This is a genomic window from Barnesiella sp., assembly GCF_022723415.1.
Classification (GTDB): domain Bacteria; phylum Bacteroidota; class Bacteroidia; order Bacteroidales; family Barnesiellaceae; genus Barnesiella; species Barnesiella intestinihominis.
On record NZ_JAIJHU010000002.1, the window covers coordinates 67,825 to 86,373 of the forward strand.

Here is an 18,549-nt window from a genome sequence, read left to right on the forward strand (position 1 = left end):
GGGGGAGAGAAGGAGAAATACAATCCATTTCATTCATTAAAATTCAGGTCTATTCCCACTAAATTTCTACTGAGTCGTTTGTCCTTCCCGCGGTTGGGAAGAAAAATATATCATTATACAACACATAGGAGAAGTGGAAATACTCTGCCTCAAATAGGGGAGGTGTTATGTAGTGACGAAGGGGGTAAAAGAAATGATATAAACAAATAGGAAGTGAAGTACAGAATCTCAATACAAAAAAATTGCTCAGAGCCATGTGGCTCCGAGCAATTCGCTGTGAAAACAAAAATCTAAATTGGAGAATTGATTATAAAATGATCTTTTGACCGTTTACGATATAAACTCCGTGAGGAATGTCGTTAACAATGGTTTTTCCGGCTTCTACTTTTTGCATGAGAACCATTTGTCCGGTTATGTTGTACACTGCTATTTCGGTGGGTTCATTCGAGATGATAACCAGATTCCCGTCGGCGGTGTAGATTTTTGAACCGGTTACGGTTTCGTTGTCGATTGCAGTAGGCAGTTTGGCCGGTAAATCGAAGGAATCGGGAGCATCCGTACTCCCTTGTTTACATATAACATAACATTCAAAAGGAGCGATATTGCGGCTGTTGTTAACAAATGAACTTCCGGTATTATTGATTGCATATATTCCCTCGGTAGCCGATACGGTTTGCAAAGTTGCTATCATGTCGAAATCTTTTCCTTCGACGGCATTAAATGCCGGAGTTGTTGTAATCTCGGCATTAGAAGCACTGAATGTAACGTCTCCGATGATGTTGATGTGTTCGTCTAACTCGGAAGAATTCGGGAAACAAATGATATACGGAGTATTGGCAGAGAATGTTTGCGTGGCTGCAAAACCTTCGGTTGTAAGTTCTCTGAGCCAAAACGGATTCTTGGAAGTATCGTATTCACCTTCTGCATTATAAGCACTGAGTTCTATTTGTTCTCCCGCTTTATTTCGAGCTTGGATTGTCGAAACATCGAAGGGTAAAACAATCCCTCGCCAGCCGGTTGTCTCTTGTGCATTTGTCGTCAGACTTTCTTCGATCGTGCGGGTATAACTGATGGCATCGGCATGAAATGCAGTGGGGGCTTCGAAAGGCATTGCATCGGTCAACACGATTTTTTTAGCGGTTCCATTAATAACTACGTTGTTATTTTCGACTTGGGCAGAAGCCGGTGCATAGACCAAGCAGTTGGGATTTGCTGCAACGGGGACTTCGAAATATTCGATAACTCCGGTCATATCGATAGATGTGACTTTTTCGTTCGAAGCAAATAACGCTTGTATTTCCAGAGCATCAGGTGTTGACCCCGATATGGTTATCTTTTTAGCTGTCGCTAATAGATCGGTAGTCTCCGGTGAAACTTCCTCATTGTCGGCTGTGATATTCGCCAAAGGAACGATTGTGTTCATGATCCCATAAATGCTAGATTCTTTATAAACCGAGATCGACGTAAAAGGAACTTTGAGTGTACAGTTTTCGGGTTTGAAAGCTCCGGTAAAAGGGGAGTCGCCGTTACCAGTAGCTGTAACCGGTGGAGTGAGCGATTTACATTCGATTGTCGACAAAGAGCGGCAGTCGTAAAATGTCCCCGGTGAAATCGATTGAATGGTTTTGGGGAAAGCAATAGCTTTCAACACATGACAGTTCGCGAAAATCCAATCTCCGTCTATTTTTTCAAGGGTGCTGGGTAGGGTAACACTTTCCAAAGTGGAACAGCCGTAGAATGTACCTCCGGGGAGGATTGTTATCCCCTCGGGAATGCTGATGGAGGTTAGTTTCTTACAATTATAAAATACACCGGTTCCCAAAGATTCGGCAATGGCCGGCATATTTATTTCTTCTAAGTTTGTACACCCGCTGAAAACATCGTTCCCGAATCGACGTACAGTTTCCGGTAGAACGACTTTTTTCAGAGTAGAGCAACCGAAAAATGCGTGATAGGCGACTTCAACAGCTTCTTTCGGTAAGATAACGGTTTCGATGACTGTATTGCTTAGGAACATTTCTTTGGGAAAAACATTTTCGACGGTTTTCATTCCGTTTAAATAAGCTTCGCCACCCGACACGATTTTACTATTCAGCATATCGAGATATTTCAAAGAAGGAAGTTCTCGAATCGTTTTTATGTCCGAGCTATTTAAATCGCCTTGTAAAATAAGTGTTGTGATCGTATCGGTTGTGGCAGGAAGCAGAGAGGATAGAGTCCCGGCAACGTCTACTCGGATAACCCCTTCGGGTACATCGGGTTGAGGTTCTCCTTTTTCAGCGACTATTCGCATGGCGTTGATATAGGAAAATCCCGAAGTGTTGTTACTGCTTTTACCGATAGTCAATACAACGACTCCTTGTGCCGTGGGTTTTATGCCCTTTACGGTAGCGACCGACGAAGTGTTGGAAGCTGCATCGATGGTCGCACTTCCGCTATTTTCTCCCGCATAGGTATAGGTTGTTTCTCTATTTCCATCGCCTGCCCGAGAACCGAAAGTTTGGAAAGAATAAGTTGCAGTCGGGTTTAAGCCAGATATTGTCAAAACAGGATTTTCTCCATTGGAACTGAAATTACTTGTCGAAATGGCTGTGTTCATGTCCCAAATAGTGGAGTTACTGCCGTTGGTGGCCGCATGGGTAAAACCGGTAGTAATTTCTATCGAAACGGTCGTTGCGTTTCCAGTGGAATCATTCAGCATGTCGACTCTATATCCGCTGGCTTGGTTGTTAACATTATTCCAGCTATCGAGTCCGGCTTCGGCAGGACCGAAGTTAATATAGATGGGAGTCGTAGATATTTCTACCGGGGTACTCCCTGCTATTTCGGGGATATTGGCATTTTTGACGATATTAAATAAAATGTCATGAGCGGCATCATTCAAATGCACACCGTCACCAGAATCGTATTCGGGGCGTATAAAGCTATATCCGTCTTCGGTCGCTATGGGAGTGTAGAAGTCGAGTGCGTATTCGCCATATTTATTCAATATACTGTCTGTCAGTTCTTTGAATTGATCTCTTGCTGCTTGCTTCCAAATGTCGGGTTGATGTTCTTCGCTGTATGGACCATCATACTTTTCCCCGAAATTATGGGGCTGTGAAGTGGTAATCCAAACTTTTACACCAGCAGCTTTCGCCAAATCTATGATAGTGGCGAAATGTTTCATTTGCGTAGCGACAGGAATACCGTTCGATACATCGTTGGTGGGCATGTTGATAATGATAGCGTTCGGCGACAGGCTGAGCGCTTTGGTAATATTTCTTTCTGTATCGACTTCGAGAATATGGTTTCCCGTGTTGTAGGGATCGGTTCCGGTCGGCATGATCGCACATGTGGTATAACCACCTTTGGCCAGATTGGTAACCGTGTTGGTAGGGTCTATCGATTGCAGGTAGGTACGATACTGATTTACCCAAGCTCTATTGGAGTCGGAGACGCCCGCTCCGGCTGCTGTCGATGAGCCTAATACGACAATTCTGGTTCCTGCATCAGCAAAAAACATAAAGCAAGAAACCAGTAAGAAGCATAATGTACTGAGGATTGTTTTTTTCATATCCGTCTTCATGGTTTAATTAATAAATAATATTTATCCACAAAGATACGGGCGTGTACTTATATAAATAAAGTACTATTTTAATAAAGTATGATATTAATATAACAAAAAAAATATGTTTCGGCTTATTTCTTGATTCGACGTGAGGCCCTCGTCATCGTGAAAGCTCGTTTGTAAAAAATGAATATAGGTATAGTTGCTCCGACAGCTAATGCGAATAAAACAGAGGCTGTCGTTATACCGTTTTTGAAAATCTCCAAAAGGTAATGGATTGCTTCGTTATCGTTATTACTGCTTTGAAGGAATTTGATAAGAGAAAATACAGTGCGATAGGCATACATTCCCGGTATCATCGGTAACAATGCCGGTATGTAGAGTACCGTGGCCGGGCAGAAGAGCTTGTAGGCAGAAAAATGGCTGAGAAGCCCGATAGAAAATGCTGCGATGAATGATGCAGAGGCTAAATCTAATCCGGCGTATTGCAGTAGTACGAATCGTATGCTGTGGCCGATAGCAGCGAGTATGGCTGTACACGGGATAACTCGACGAGGAGGATTGGATATAACCGAAAAACCGATTGCCGCTATGGCTGCACCGATGGCATCGGCGGCGACGGAACCTATGAATTGCCATTCTGTCATAATAGTTTTCCTCCCATCATCAATAATGTGATAGCCATTCCAAATGCAATACAAATAATTAGTAAAAACGCATTGATGAGTCGTGCTGTTCCTGCCAATACATGCCCCTCGATAATGTCGATAATCCCATTGATTAATGGAACACCGGGAATCAAATAGAGTACACTAGCACCGATAGCTATATCCGGTGTGTTTCCCCATTGCTGCCACATAGTTACCGAGGCTATTAAAGAAGCGACAAACGCCGATATTGTAAATATAAAGTAGTGATTGATATGATGTTTCCCTAATACTTGTTTGAGACGAAATCCGACAAGAGTCGCAACAAAAACCGCTGCAACGGCGATCCAGTCTCCACTGAATAACCGGCAGAAAGATGCATTAGCGAATCCCACTAATACCCATACCAGCCATGCATTTAATCGAGGTTTGCTTGTAATGGCATGATATTTTTCCCATAGCTGGTCGAGAGGGAGATGGTTATCATAGGCTTCCCAACTGAGAGCGCTCAAATCGGAATTGATTTCGAAGTTTATAGCGCCGGCTTTTGCTGTGTTTACCATACTGTATACATGGGTATTTTCCTTATTCCGCAAAGTCATTATGATTGTTTTGTGAAATAAGGTCATGTGTGCTTCAAAACCGAAAGATTCGGCTATACGGGCTGTATTGCGTACAATTCTCGACGTATGTACTCCCGAAGCCATGAGACATGTAGCATATTCCGAAAGGAACTGCGATACGGCTTTAAGTTCTTCGTGTATACTGTTCACCTTTGTTGTATTGACTGGTTTTTCGACGTGCAAAGATAGTGAAAGGTGAGTGCAAAGGCAAGCGGAAATTGCATTTCCGACTTGACTATGCAGAACCGCATCCTATTTTCGCATACTGTGCAAAGATAGTGAAAGATAAGAGCAGGATAAAACAAATATATTTGTTTTTCATGTCGAACCATACTCTATTTTCGATTCAATCGCAAATTCGTGGGGGTAGACTTTTTGCATATATAAAGGTAGAAAAACCGGGAAGCCCGTTTTATTCTCCCCAAACGGTTTTTGCAATATTTTTCATTGTCGCTATTTTGTTCCACATTTCTTGTTCTGAAATCGAACTGTTTCCCGATAAATTCCTGAAATTGCCTTGACAACTGAGATGAAGAGACTCCAATGGTAGAAGGCGTGCAGCATTTTCGATATGATGAGTGATAGTGCTGGTAGATATCGGTTGGCTACTTGAAGTCGATACAAGCCCTAATATAACGTCTTTGCTTTGACAATGTTTCAAGATAGAAAAGTCTATATTTTCATTTTCCCTATTACCGAAGTCGAAAGCTATGGCATTCGCTTGCGTAGAGAGTAGTATTTCTGCTATTTTTTCTCGATCTCGGGTATTCCACCATTTCTCGTCGAATTGTAAGGATATGCACATATCGTCGGGCTTGTCGTTTAAGCAGAGTTCGGTCAAACGAGCAAGCACGGTAGACAGAGATGCGAGGTCGGTATTATTTGCTTCGGATATTTGTTGAATATCGCAGCCTCCTGTTAAGTTCCAAGTATAGTCGCTGAATTGTAGGAATCGGCATCCCATATTGTAAAATTCTCTAATTACTTTTTGGTAGGTCTGTGCAATATCATGGGAGAGCACTTCGATGTCGGGATAATATCTTCCTGTATTAAGACGGTTCTCAGGACGGATTAATTCAGCTAATAAAGTCATTGGGGACGGTAGTAGAGCTTTTGCATACATGTCGCCTCCAATAATTCCTGTCAAATAGGTAAAGTGCTCTGTGACAGGTGGTGTCGATAAAAAATGATTGTCGAAGTCTATTTTCCCGCATATAACGGATTTATCATTTTCTTCTGACGTATCGTTTGGTTCTGTTTCGTGCTTGGAAATGTTTTGAAGATGATGAAAAAAATCCGTATATCCGTTTGATCTATAATCCCCATCGGTAACGCATTTTAAACCTATCTGTTTGCATGTGTCGACAATGTGTTGGATTTCTTTATTTTCGATTTCCAGTAATTGTGCTACATTTAGAAGTTCTTCTTGAACTTGTTTGCGTGCTTCGATTAATTGCGGTGAATAAACAAAATTCCCAGTTATATCCACACTGTAAGGAATCATTCTTCTCATAACTGCATCATTTTACATATATATAAACTACGTTATAGAAAAGCGTGTTTCTATAACATGGTGTATTTTTTTGCTTTCGCAAAAAATTTCTATCGGAAAAGTATTCGTTTTATCTCCTAATCCGCGAAGAGATAAATTTTATTATGTAACCGGCAGGTCTTCTGACTTGTTCTATTTTAGACGCCTTCCCAATCTCATTGGATTAGTGGCATTGTAGTTGTTTGTCTAAAATCTATCGAACTACACAGCAGCGGGTCTGTCCGGGATTTACACCCGATTCCCTTTTCATTGCTTTATCGAACGCGATAAAAGCAAACCGATTACAAGGGACAAAGTTATTTCCTTTATTTTATTTTACAATGTTTTTTCTAAAAAATCTTATATATAGATAGGCTTTCTTTTCTTAGTCTTTGTATTATTCGTAGCCGGCAATTCGGGCTATTAGCAAGGGTACATCGGTATTGTCGAGTTTCCCTTGAAAGTTTTCTGCTCCTAAACCGATCGCATAGAGCGGGACATAACCAGCTGTGTGAGAACTGCAAGACCATGTGATTTCGGCTATTTCGTTGAGAATCGTTTTGGCGGCTTCGGCTATCGGTTCATTGTTTTCATATAGAGATTTTATTAAGTCCCCTTGTTGGTTGTGTATAGTTTCTTCGTAAATTTTTTTAAGATGTGCTTCTTGTTCGGGGGATAAGTCGAGCTTGCTCCAAAAGCCAAAGGCATGGGATAGGGCCTTTTGTATGGTTTCCCATGAAATTTCGGTGTTTTGTTTACGCAGATTTTCTATTTCTTTTGTAAACGCTATTCCACTCATCGTTTGATATTGGAGTGCTTGCAGGTTGAGTGAGTAATTTCCGTTGCCTAATACTACGCCTCCGGTTTCATGGTCGGCTGTAACGATAATGAGGGTTTCATCGGGATACTTTCTATAAAAATCATAAGCCAATTTTACCGATTCTTCCAAATCTTTTATTTCTCTGAAATTGGTAGCTCCGTCACGGGAGTGTCCTGCCCAATCTATTTTGGAGCCCTCTATCATTAAAAAGAAACCATTTCCTTTTTGTTGCAGAAAGTCTATTGCACATCGGGTGAGATCGGCTAAACAAATATCTCCCGGTTTACGGTCTATGGCGTAAGGGAAGTCTTTTTGGGGAAATAAAATCATTTTGGAGGCTACCTGGGATTGGCGATTGTATTCTTGTATGCCGAGAGCCAATGTATAGTTGGCTTTTGGAATCATATCGTATAGAGATTTTTTTCCTTCTGGTGACGGTTGTGTAAATTTATCTCCTGCATAGAAATCAAATCCGGCGGCGAGCATATCGACTCCTATTTCGTAACGGTTATTACGGTTTATTTGGTGAGCGAAAAAAGCGGCGGGAGTGGCATCGTCTATTTCTCCGCTGGTAATAATTCCAACAGGTATGTTTTTCTTTTGTGCTGCCACCGCTATACTATATATAGGTAGACTGTCTGCATCCACACCGATCGTATTGTTGTTGGTCTTTTCACCGCAGGCCAATGCCGTACCTGCTGCTGCCGAGTCTGTTACTCCTCGATTGGCAGAGTATGTGCTTACAAAAGTCGTATAAGGGAATTTCGAAAACAATAGCGGTAAGGGTCCTGTCTTACTGGTCAGTTCCCCGTAAAACATTTCAGTACCGTTAACTTGATTTATGCCCATTCCATCGCCGATGATATAGAATACATATTTGGGCCGAGTGGCTTGTGTTGATAAGACGGAAAGGATTAAAAGGCTAATAAAGAGTAGTGTTTTTTTCATCGTGTTTGTATTTCGATCTGTTTTACTTGATGAAACAAAGGTACTTAAAAACAGGAGAACTGAACTTCTCTCGGTATGAATTTTTGATTACAGTGTTTTTATTATCGTATGAAAGGGTCGATATTGAGGGGATATAAAAAAGGCTAACATTATCTGTTAGCCTTTTTTATAGAGTTATCAAAGGACTTTTTAATCTTCGATAGCAGCCTGCGCCGCAGCCACACGTGCGATGGGTACACGGTAAGGACTGCAAGATACGTAGTTCATACCGAGTTTGGCACAGAATTTCACAGATGAAGGTTCACCACCATGCTCACCGCAAATACCGACTTTGAGCGACGGTTTGGTGGAACGGCCTTTTTCCACGCCCATGCGTACGAGTTGCCCTACACCTTTTTGGTCGAGAACTTCGAACGGATCGGTTTTGAGGATACCTTTTTCTTTGTAAATCTTTAAGAATTTACCGGCATCATCACGAGAATAGCCGAACGTCATTTGAGTCAAGTCGTTCGTGCCGAATGAGAAGAAGTCGGCAACTTCGGCAATTTGATCGGCTGTAACGGCTGCACGGGGAACCTCGATCATCGTACCTACTTTGTAGGCAACCGTGTCGCCGCGTTCTTCGAATACTTGTGCAGCGGTACGGTGAATAACTTCGGCTTGCATTCTCAATTCTTCTACAACACCTACAAGGGGAACCATGATTTCGGGGTGAACGTCGATACCTTTTGCTTTTACGTTCAAAGCAGCTTCGATGATGGCTCGGGCCTGCATTTCGGTTATTTCGGGATAGGTACAACCTAACCGGCAACCGCGATGACCCAACATGGGGTTAAATTCTTCCAAAGCATCGCAAGCTAATTTTACTTCGTCGATGCTCATACCCATCTCTTCTGCCAATTCTTTTTGAGTGGCCAATTGATGCGGTACGAATTCGTGTAGAGGAGGATCGAGCAGACGAATGGTTACACCCAGACCGTCCATAGCTTCGAATATTCCTTCGAAGTCGCTGCGTTGCATAGGCAACAGCTTGTCGAGTGCGTGGCGACGTCCCTCTTCGTCTTTCGACAGAATCATTTCGCGCATGGCTTTGATACGGTCGCCTTCGAAGAACATGTGTTCTGTACGGCATAATCCGATACCTTTTGCTCCGAATTTGCGGGCTACCGCTGCATCGCGCGGAGTATCTGCGTTGGTGCGTACGTCTACTCGGGTATATTTTTCAGCCAAATTCATAATGGCTGCGAAATCCCCGCTCATATCGGCGTCTACGGTAGGAACTTGTCCGTCGTAAACATCTCCGGTGGAACCATTCAAAGAGATCCAATCGCCTTCTTTGTAGATTTTTCCGCCCATTTCTACCGTACGGGCTTTATAATCGACTTTTATTTCACCGGCTCCCGATACACAACATTTACCCATACCACGGGCAACTACGGCTGCGTGAGAAGTCATACCGCCACGAGCAGTAAGGATGCCTTGCGCCACACTCATGCCTCGCAAATCTTCGGGAGAGGTTTCGATACGTACCATGATTACTTTTTTCCGTTTTTCGGCCCACGCCTCTGCGTCGTCGGCGAAGAACACGATTTGTCCGGTTGCTGCACCCGGCGAGGCAGGAAGTCCTTTGGCTACGACTTTAACGCGTTTGATGGCATCTTTGTCGAATACGGGGTGCAATAGTTCATCGAGTTTTTGAGCCTCCATGCGTTTCAAGGCAGTTTTTTCGTCGATGATTCCTGCGCGGAGCATATCCATAGCGATTTTTACCATAGCGGCTCCGGTGCGCTTTCCGTTACGAGTTTGCAATAACCACAATTTGCCATCTTGAATGGTGAATTCGAGGTCTTGCATATCTTTGAAGTAGTCTTCGAGTTTTTGTTGAGTTTCGATAAGTGCTTTTGCACATTCGGGCATGGCCTCTTCGAGAGAAGGATATTTGGTTGCGCGTTCTTCTTCCGATATACCTTGCAATGCTGCCCAGCGGCGAGATCCTTCGAGTGTGATTTGTTGGGGTGTGCGTACACCGGCAACTACGTCTTCTCCTTGTGCATTGATGAGGTACTCTCCGTTAAAGATATCTTCGCCGGTAGCAGCGTCACGAGTGAATGCTACACCGGTAGCCGAGGTATTTCCCATATTGCCGAATACCATAGCTTGCACGTTTACGGCAGTACCCCATTCTTCGGGAATCTGGTTCATACGACGGTAGAGAATGGCGCGTTCGTTCATCCAGCTGTCGAATACGGCACAGATAGCACCCCATAATTGTTCCCAGGGAGAAGCGGGAAAATCTTTTCCCGTATTTTCTTTAACGGCGGCTTTAAAGAGTTTTACTAATTCTTTGAGGTCTTCTACTTGGAGTTCGGTATCACTCTTTATACCTTTGGCCTCTTTGACTTTGTCCATCACTTCTTCGAATGGATCGATGTCTTCTTTCGTTTTAGGCTTCATACCCAGTACGACATCGCCGTACATCTGTACGAATCGGCGATAGGAATCCCATGCAAACCGCGCATTTCCCGATTTTTTAGCAATGGCTTCTACGGCGTCGTCGTTCATACCTAAGTTCAATACTGTGTCCATCATACCGGGCATGGAAACACGAGCTCCCGAACGAACCGATACCAATAGCGGATTCGAGGCATCTCCGAACTTCGTGCCCGTGAGGCTTTCGATATGAGCGATAGCCTTTTCCACATCGCCTTTGATTTCTTTTACAACAGCTTCCTTCCCTTGCTGAGTGTATGTGGTGCAAACTTCGGTAGTGATTGTGAATCCGGGGGGAACAGGAACTCCAATTAAGTTCATTTCCGCCAAGTTGGCTCCTTTACCACCCAGCAGGTTTTTCATGTCGGCACGGCCTTCTGCTTTACCGTTGCCAAAAGTATAAACTCTTTTCATAAATAAATAAGTATATGATATTTTGTATAAATATTGTTTCCTTTATTCGACTTTGTGACCCATTCGGAAAATCTTGTATAGAAACAATACGCAAAAATAAAGGATTCGTGCAAACCACAAAAATATTTTGCTACAAATTTTAACGCTGTGCACTATTTATTTGCTTTACCTGTCTCTTTCGTGAAAAATACTTATCTTTGCCGAATGTGGAGCCTGTGGTTTTCTGCATAATTGCATAGCCGAATTTATTTAGATGTTCGGTTCGTATTGTTTTGTTTGGCTTTGTAACTTATTAATTTTTTGTTTTGGCACGAAAAAAGAAAGAGCTACCCTTGTTGGAGCAGGTAGAAATAACCGGAGTAGCAGCCGAAGGCAAGGCTTTGGCACGAGTGAACGATTTGGTAGTATTCGTCCCTTTTGCAGCACCGGGAGATATAGTGGATTTGCAATTGATGCGTAAGAAGCATAATTATGCCGAGGCACGTATCGTGAAATTTCACGCTTATTCTTCTTTGCGGGTAAATCCTTTTTGCGAGCATTTCGGTGTTTGCGGCGGGTGTAAATGGCAACATGTGGCTTATGACTATCAGTTACAATTTAAACGGCAGCAAGTGGAAGACAATCTTACCCGCATAGGTAAAATCCCTTTGCCGGAAATCTTACCTACAAAAGGTTCGACCAAGCAACAATATTATAGAAACAAGCTCGAATTCTCATTTTCCAATAAGTCGTGGTTGACTTATGAACAGTTGCAGACGGAACAGGAATTCGACTGTCGCAATGCGTTGGGATTTCATATACCCGGTATGTTCGATAAGGTCCTCGACATAAAAAAGTGTTGGTTGCAGGACGATATATCCAATCGCATTCGACTCTCGATAAGACAATGTGCTATCGATAATCATTATCCGTTTTTCGATTTGAGGGAGCAGACAGGATTCATGCGGAATATTATTATCCGGACCTCTTCGACAGGAGAGGTTATGCTCATAGTCGTATTTTTCGAACCCGATATGGTGCGTATCGAACGAATGATGCAACATATAGCGGATACGTTCCCCGAGATTACGTCTTTGCTTTATATTGTCAATCAAAAACGAAACGACACGATTGCCGATCAGGAAGTTTGTGTGTTCCGGGGAAGAGATTATATTTGGGAAAGTATGGAAGGATTACGATTCAAGATAGGACCGAAGTCTTTCTATCAAACCAATTCCGAACAGGCTTATGAGTTATATAAGGTTGCCAGAGAGTTCGCCGGATTGACGGGAACCGAGTTGGTTTATGATCTATATACTGGCACGGGCACTATTGCCAATTTTGTGGCAAGACAATCCCGTAAGGTGGTAGGTATCGAGTATGTTCCCGAAGCGATAGAAGATGCCAAAGAAAACGCCCGTATAAACGGGTTGGATAATACTTTGTTTTATGCCGGCGATATGAAGGACATTCTTACCGAGGATTTTATAGAGGAGCATGGTCGTCCAGAGGTCATCATTACCGATCCACCTCGTGCCGGCATGCATGACGATGTGATTAAGACTATATTGTTCGCTTCTCCTGAACGTATCGTTTATGTAAGCTGTAATCCCGCCACTCAGGCGCGCGATTTATCTTTGTTAGATGCAAAATACAAGGTCGAGCGGGTACAGCCGGTCGATATGTTTCCTCATACACACCATGTAGAGAATGTAGTATTGTTAGTGAGGAAAGAATAAAATCTAAAATTTCGAGAAAGTGTAGGCCGGGTATATCGATACCCGGCCTTTTGTGGATAAAAGTATAAGGAATAGATAATAAAGTATTTGTCTTGATTTGCGAGACAGAGGTATTTTTGTACATCGAAAATATCTTTAAAATTTTATCCATGAAAAGAAAAGCTTTTATAAGATTACTTGCAGTGACTGCTTTATTCCCATTTTCCGTGACTGGAAATGCATACTCCGAAACTGTTCCTTCAAAATCGTATGGATTATCTCGCATGACCAATGTGGCTCGATTTCCAGTATTGGATCGGGAAATGAAAGTGAAGTACGAGGGCAGTATCGATAAAAAAGGTGGTAATGCCGATTGGGATTGGAGTTTGTATCAAGATAAGAAAGGAGAGTGGGTAATATTCGATGTGGCGGGAGCCGGCTGTATTTATAATATGGTACAACATCGTTATCTGAGTTCGGAAGAACCCGTATTTCGATTTTACTTTGATGGTGAGGAGACCCCCCGTTTTACTATTCGTTTGTCGGAGTTCGGAGAGAAATATCCTTTTACCGAACCACAAGCATCATGTTACATCGGCCCTTTGGATAATGGACGAGGCCCTATCCGGGTAGTTCGCAGTTTTGTTCCTATGCCGTTTCGTAATGGCTGTCGAATCACTTCGAGCGTTAAGCTCGAAGGCCCTCACCGGGATAAAGGACAAGGTGGCTGGGGACATGTCGTGTATCACAGTTATCCCACTGCGCAAGGGATAGAGACTTTTACCGGAAAGGAGGATTATAGTTCTTTGGTTCGTCAGTGGAAACAGACGGGAGTCGATCCGAAGATCGGTAAGGATAGAATGTTTCGTATGTCGGAAAAGAAATTAGCATCCGGGGAGTCATTGTCTATAATAGATGTGCATGAGGGGGGTGTCATCAATTCGTTGAAACTTTATATGGCTGATATGAATCCCGATAGATTACAAGATGTATGGATACGTGTGAAGTGGGATAATCACGAAGAGGAAGATGTTCTGTGTCCTATCGGTTGTTTTTTCGGTAATTCCTTAGGATATAATAATACCCGGTATTTATTAATGGGAGCGACGACAGACGGTTGGTTTTATAATTATTTCCCTATGCCGTTTTGGGAACGAGCCCATGTAATGTTGGAGAATAGGAGCGGAGAGACCGTTACTTTGGGCTTTGTTGAAGTAGGAGTAGGGGAGAATAGCTATGATAGAGAGTATAGCGGTTACTTTCGTTCTTCCGACTATTATACTCGTAAACATACACCGGGGGCAGATAGCCCCATCGCGTCGATAAAAGGAACCGGGAAAATGGTTGCCGCTCATGTGACTTGTTATGGGGAACGTCCTCATATTATTACTTGTGAAGGAGATGTAAGAATACATATAGATGGGATTAAGACGCCGCAGGTTGAGAGCGATGGTTCGGAAAGTTATATTTGCTACGGGTGGGGATTCCCGACTCCGGCCGAGTGCAATCCGTCGGGCGGTTATGACGGACTGAGCGATAATCCCTGGTCGATGACACGATTGTGTTTAGGTGATAGCTATCCATTTTATTCGCAATTGGATTTTAATATAGAGTCTGGTGAGAGCAATAACCAGTATCTCGAACATCTGGGGATTGTTTTTTATTATGGGCAGGATAAAGTTTCCTTAGTTAAGACCGATAGCATAGATATGGCCTCGAAAAAGTCGTTGAAACGACATAAATATAAAGTAGAAGGAGATGTATCTGTGGAGATGCTAACTTCTTGTTTCGAGGGGGATGCCGATGATGTGGAAGTTACGGCTATGGTTCATAAATTTACCGGAGAGAGTTCGTTTCGTGTAAAAGTATTATCGAATAATCATGGAGTAAGATTGCGTCGATGCAGCGATCAGGAGCTTCCCAGACAGTGTGCGAGAGTTTGGGTCGATGGACAGGATGCCGGCGTGTGGTATTTGGCGGACAGTAATCCGTACAAGCGTTGGATTGAAGATGAGTTTGAAATACCGGAATCTCTTACTCGCGACAAATCGGTTTTGAATATACGCATTGTTCCAGAATCTCGCGAAGAGGGCTGCCCTGTGAGTTGGAACGAAGCGGCCTATGAAGTATTCTGTTATATGGAATAATTTTATTGAAAGATAGAAAAAGGCTTTATACCGATTCGGTATAAAGCCTTTTTCTATTTGTCGGGGGGATTTTGTTTCACCCATTGCATGACATTGGCTGGTGGGCGTTGATTATCCAATTCGTGTTTCATGAAGTCCATATAAGGAGCTACGTGTTTAAAGAATCGGTGATAACCTGCGCATAAATAATTTAATCCCGGTTCTCCGGTGGCCGTTTTTGCGAACCTATTTTTGGGGCATTCTCCGTGGCAGGCAAATAGAAAATCACACTCTTTGCATTGTTGAGGCAGAGCATTGCGCTTGTTTTGACCGAAAGCAATTTGTCGGGGACTATTCATCATTTCGATTAAAGATTGGGTGTATATGTTTCCCAATTTATACTCAGGAAATACAAAATGGTCGCAACTGTACACATCTCCATTAAATTCCATAATTCCGGCATGACCGCAAGTTTCGGCCATAGAGCATATTCCGGGTGTTACACCAGCCCAATTGGCAAGAGTGGCATCGAATAATTGTATGTAGTATTCTCCTACATCATTTCGAACCCATTCGTCGAATATCGTACAAAGAAAGTTGCCCCATTGCTCCGGAGAGACGGAGAAGTCTGTTACTCCGTCTATTGATTCTTCATCGGGAGAGGCTAATATGCGCCCGTCTTCATGTTGCCGAATACGTTCGACAATGGGTGTGAATTGTATATATTTACAGTTGATGTCCTTGAAAAAATGGTAGAAATCTAAGGGATAGTCCCCATTAAAGTCGTTAACTACTGCCATAGCATTCCATTCGACGCCATGTTTATTAAGCAGATTTATACCTCGCATGACATTTACGAATGAGGGCCTTCCCTGTTTGGTCAATCGGTATTCGTCGTGAAATTCTTGTGGCCCGTCTATACTGATACCGACCAGCCAGTTATTTTCTTTGAAAAAACGACACCAGCTGTCTGTTAGTAATGTTCCGTTGGTTTGGATGCTGTTATCGATAATTCGACCTTTTCCGTATTGAGCTTGAAGTCGTACTACTTTTTGGTAGAAATCCAACGGTCTCATTAGGGTTTCGCCACCATGCCATGTGAATAAAATATGGTCGTTTGCCTGACTTTCGATATATTCTTTGATAAATTTCTCTAATAGGCTTTCGCTCATGATATGCTTGGGAGAGTCCCGATAGAGTTTCGCTTTTTCGGTATAGTAGCAATATGTGCAGGCCAGATTACAAATTGCCCCCACCGGCTTGGTCATGATATATAATATCCGGTCGAAAGGTGTGTAAAGAGATTGGTTCATGATTGTATCAAAGATAGATTTAGTAAGCGGTTCAAAATTAGTAAAAATAGGGAATACAATAATTCGGTACTCGAATTATTTTTAAGTTTTATGTTTTAGGAATCGAATCTTTCGTCTTATATTTGAACCGAAAAAGAATAAGATATTATAAATTTTCGAGGTAATTATCAATGAAATATAGCCGGTTATTATTTGTTGGAGGCGGAATGTTGGCCTCTGTTTTCGCTGCATTTTCGGCAAAGAAAAGTGATAAGCCCAATATCGTTTTTATTTTATGTGACGATATGGGTTATGGAGATTTAGGGTGCTATGGGCAGAAATATATCGAGACTCCGAATATAGATCGTATGGCTTCGGAGGGTATGAGATTTACACAGGCTTATTCGGGTAGCCCTGTTAGCGCTCCTTCCCGGGCTTGTATAATGACCGGACAGCACACCGGACACGGAGAAGTACGAGGAAATAAAGAGTATTGGCGAGATAGTGGCGAGGTGCGTTATGGAGTTAATACCGACTATGCCATCGTAGGCCAACACCCTTATGATCCCAATCGTGTTATTCTTCCTGAAATTATGAAAGAAAACGGTTATAGGACGGGAATGTTCGGTAAATGGGCCGGGGGATATGAAGGCTCTGTTTCTACTCCGGACAAGCGTGGTGTCGATGAGTTCTTTGGATATATCTGTCAATTTCAGGCTCACTTGTATTATCCCAACTTTTTGAATCGGTATAGTTCCCGGTTGGGCGACACTGCGACTATTCGTGTGACGCTCGAAGAGAATATCAAATATCCCATGTGGGGGGCCGGTTATGCTTTACGGCCTCAATATTCGGCCGATCTTATTCACGAAGCTGCAATCGATTGGTTGGATCGTCAGTCGGGAGACAAACCTTTCTTCGGTTTTTTCACTTACACATTACCTCATGCCGAATTGGTACAGCCAGAAGATTCTCTTCTAAATTACTATCGAGAACGGTTGGGGGAAACCGGTGTGTTTAATGGCAGTTATGGTGGGCGCTATAATCCCGTGACTCATACCCATGCACAGTTTGCGGCAATGATTGCTCGGTTAGATATTTATGTAGGTGAGATTTTGAAAAAATTGAAAGAGAAAGGGCTCGATGAGAATACCATCGTTATTTTTTCATCGGATAACGGCCCTCACGAAGAAGGGGGAGCCGACCCCGGATTTTTTGGACGAGATGGGAAACTGAAAGGAATCAAGCGTTCTTGCCATGAGGGAGGTATACGTATTCCTTTTATCGTTCGTTGGCCCGGTCATGTCCCGGTAGCTGTCAATGACCACCAGTTGGCGTTTTATGATATATTGCCTACTTTCTGCGACTTGATAGGGGTGAATCATATCGAGCGATATGGAGAGAATAGGAAAGACTATTTCGATGGACTTTCATTCAAACCTACCTTGCTGGGTAAAGACAAACATCAAAAGAATCATGAGTTTCTTTATTGGGAGTTTTGCGAGACCGATCAAATTGCTGTTCGGCAAGGCGATTGGAAGTTATTTGTTGAGAAGGGTAAATGTCATTTGTATAATTTGGTCGATGATATTCATGAGGATTGTGATTTGGCTGCCCAATATCCCGATCGTGTAGAAGATATGAAGCGTATCGTATTTGAACAGCATGTAGAAAATCCTTATTTCAAAGTGACTATGCCCCAATAAAGTTAATGTATTTATATATGGATTTATGGAATTTTTGATTGACTTTATTTTGCATATAGACAAGCATCTGATTGAGATAGTACAGGATTATCATACTTGGGCTTATGCTATATTGTTTATGATTATTTTTTGTGAGACGGGTTTGGTTGTTACACCCTTTTTACCGGGAGATTCTTTACTTTTTGTCGCTGGGGCTATTACAGCGTTGCCAGGAATTCCCTTAGAAATAAATGTTTTGGTACTTATTTTGTTTGTTGCTGCGGTATTGGGCGATTCTTGTAATTATGCAATAGGCCATTTTTTCGGTAAGAAGCTATTCAGTAACCCCAATTCAAAGATTTTCAAACAAAGCCATTTAGAGAAAACCCATGCTTTCTTTGAAAAATATGGAGGGAAAACTATAATTATAGCTCGGTTTGTCCCTATCGTTCGTACTTTTGCTCCTTTTGTGGGTGGTATGGGGAAAATGCACTATTATTATTTCATGATGTATAATCTAATCGGAGGAGCTTTGTGGGTAGCGATTTTTTGTTATGCGGGCTATTTCTTCGGTGATTTGCCTTTTGTTCAGAAAAATTTAAAACTTCTGATTGTCGCGATTATATTTGTATCTTTGTTACCTGCCGTAATAGAGTTTGTACGGGCAAAAATGAAATTCAGAAAAGTAGACCAATAAAACAAAAAGGCTGTTTTCAAAATAGAAAA

Annotated in this window: 11 protein-coding genes and 1 riboswitch; of the genes, 4 read left to right on the top strand and 7 right to left on the bottom strand. The window is 42.5% G+C overall.

The window, feature by feature from the left end; translation table 11 throughout:
• Nucleotides 1-307: 307 nt before the first annotated feature.
• The 6 genes from QVD32_RS00885 to ppdK form a co-directional block, all read right to left on the bottom strand.
• Nucleotides 308-3,556 (bottom strand): leucine-rich repeat protein, encoded by a 3,249-nt coding sequence (locus QVD32_RS00885; RefSeq protein ID WP_287709991.1) that lies wholly within the window; start codon nucleotides 3,554-3,556, stop codon nucleotides 308-310.
• Nucleotides 3,557-3,681: 125 nt separating this feature from the next.
• Nucleotides 3,682-4,197: a threonine/serine exporter family protein gene (locus QVD32_RS00890; protein WP_008862191.1), complete on the bottom strand. Its 516-nt coding sequence runs from the start codon at nucleotides 4,195-4,197 to the stop codon at nucleotides 3,682-3,684.
• Nucleotides 4,194-4,970, bottom strand: coding sequence for a threonine/serine exporter family protein (locus QVD32_RS00895; protein ID WP_008862190.1), 777 nt, complete (start codon nucleotides 4,968-4,970; stop codon nucleotides 4,194-4,196). Before QVD32_RS00895 ends, QVD32_RS00890 begins: the two co-directional genes overlap by 4 nt.
• Nucleotides 4,971-5,232: 262 nt before the next feature.
• Nucleotides 5,233-6,333: a uroporphyrinogen decarboxylase/cobalamine-independent methonine synthase family protein gene (locus QVD32_RS00900; protein ID WP_021892480.1), complete on the bottom strand. Its 1,101-nt coding sequence runs from the start codon at nucleotides 6,331-6,333 to the stop codon at nucleotides 5,233-5,235.
• 134 nt (nucleotides 6,334-6,467) lie between these two features.
• Nucleotides 6,468-6,669, bottom strand: a riboswitch (cobalamin riboswitch).
• 79 nt (nucleotides 6,670-6,748) lie between these two features.
• Nucleotides 6,749-8,119, bottom strand: coding sequence for an alkaline phosphatase (locus tag QVD32_RS00905; protein WP_008862188.1), 1,371 nt, complete (start codon nucleotides 8,117-8,119; stop codon nucleotides 6,749-6,751).
• Nucleotides 8,120-8,308: 189 nt separating this feature from the next.
• Complete coding sequence (gene ppdK / locus QVD32_RS00910; protein WP_021892481.1) at nucleotides 8,309-11,023, bottom strand: pyruvate, phosphate dikinase; 2,715 nt, start codon at nucleotides 11,021-11,023, stop codon at nucleotides 8,309-8,311.
• Nucleotides 11,024-11,328: 305 nt separating this feature from the next.
• Between ppdK and rlmD the strand changes: the two genes are divergently transcribed.
• Nucleotides 11,329-12,741: a 23S rRNA (uracil(1939)-C(5))-methyltransferase RlmD gene (gene rlmD / locus QVD32_RS00915; protein WP_021892482.1), complete on the top strand. Its 1,413-nt coding sequence runs from the start codon at nucleotides 11,329-11,331 to the stop codon at nucleotides 12,739-12,741.
• A 149-nt stretch (nucleotides 12,742-12,890) separates the two neighbouring features.
• The gene (locus QVD32_RS00920; RefSeq protein WP_021892483.1) at nucleotides 12,891-14,867 is read left to right on the top strand and encodes a DUF2961 domain-containing protein; all 1,977 of its coding nucleotides are present in this window, start codon (nucleotides 12,891-12,893) and stop codon (nucleotides 14,865-14,867) included.
• A 53-nt stretch (nucleotides 14,868-14,920) separates the two neighbouring features.
• Here the strand turns inward: QVD32_RS00920 and QVD32_RS00925 are convergent, their stop codons facing one another.
• Nucleotides 14,921-16,159 (bottom strand): anaerobic sulfatase-maturation protein, encoded by a 1,239-nt coding sequence (locus QVD32_RS00925; RefSeq protein WP_021892484.1) that lies wholly within the window; start codon nucleotides 16,157-16,159, stop codon nucleotides 14,921-14,923.
• 206 nt (nucleotides 16,160-16,365) lie between these two features.
• Here QVD32_RS00925 and QVD32_RS00930 point away from each other — a divergent pair, with 206 nt between their 5' ends.
• Both QVD32_RS00930 and QVD32_RS00935 read left to right on the top strand, forming a co-directional pair.
• Nucleotides 16,366-17,844: an arylsulfatase gene (locus QVD32_RS00930; protein WP_278450735.1), complete on the top strand. Its 1,479-nt coding sequence runs from the start codon at nucleotides 16,366-16,368 to the stop codon at nucleotides 17,842-17,844.
• 25 nt (nucleotides 17,845-17,869) lie between these two features.
• Nucleotides 17,870-18,520, top strand: a complete 651-nt coding sequence (locus QVD32_RS00935) for a DedA family protein (protein WP_021892486.1) — start codon at nucleotides 17,870-17,872, stop codon at nucleotides 18,518-18,520.
• The last annotated feature ends 29 nt before the right edge of the window (nucleotides 18,521-18,549 follow it).

Coding starts and splice junctions, on each gene's coding strand:
- QVD32_RS00885 (WP_287709991.1), bottom strand. CDS start 3,556: ATGAAAAAAACAATCCTCAGTACATTATGCTTCTTACTGGTTTCTTGC.
- QVD32_RS00890 (WP_008862191.1), bottom strand. CDS start 4,197: ATGACAGAATGGCAATTCATAGGTTCCGTCGCCGCCGATGCCATCGGT.
- QVD32_RS00900 (WP_021892480.1), bottom strand. CDS start 6,333: ATGAGAAGAATGATTCCTTACAGTGTGGATATAACTGGGAATTTTGTT.
- QVD32_RS00905 (WP_008862188.1), bottom strand. CDS start 8,119: ATGAAAAAAACACTACTCTTTATTAGCCTTTTAATCCTTTCCGTCTTA.
- ppdK (WP_021892481.1), bottom strand. CDS start 11,023: ATGAAAAGAGTTTATACTTTTGGCAACGGTAAAGCAGAAGGCCGTGCC.
- QVD32_RS00920 (WP_021892483.1), top strand. CDS start 12,891: ATGAAAAGAAAAGCTTTTATAAGATTACTTGCAGTGACTGCTTTATTC.
- QVD32_RS00925 (WP_021892484.1), bottom strand. CDS start 16,159: ATGAACCAATCTCTTTACACACCTTTCGACCGGATATTATATATCATG.
- QVD32_RS00930 (WP_278450735.1), top strand. CDS start 16,366: ATGTTGGCCTCTGTTTTCGCTGCATTTTCGGCAAAGAAAAGTGATAAG.
- QVD32_RS00935 (WP_021892486.1), top strand. CDS start 17,870: ATGGAATTTTTGATTGACTTTATTTTGCATATAGACAAGCATCTGATT.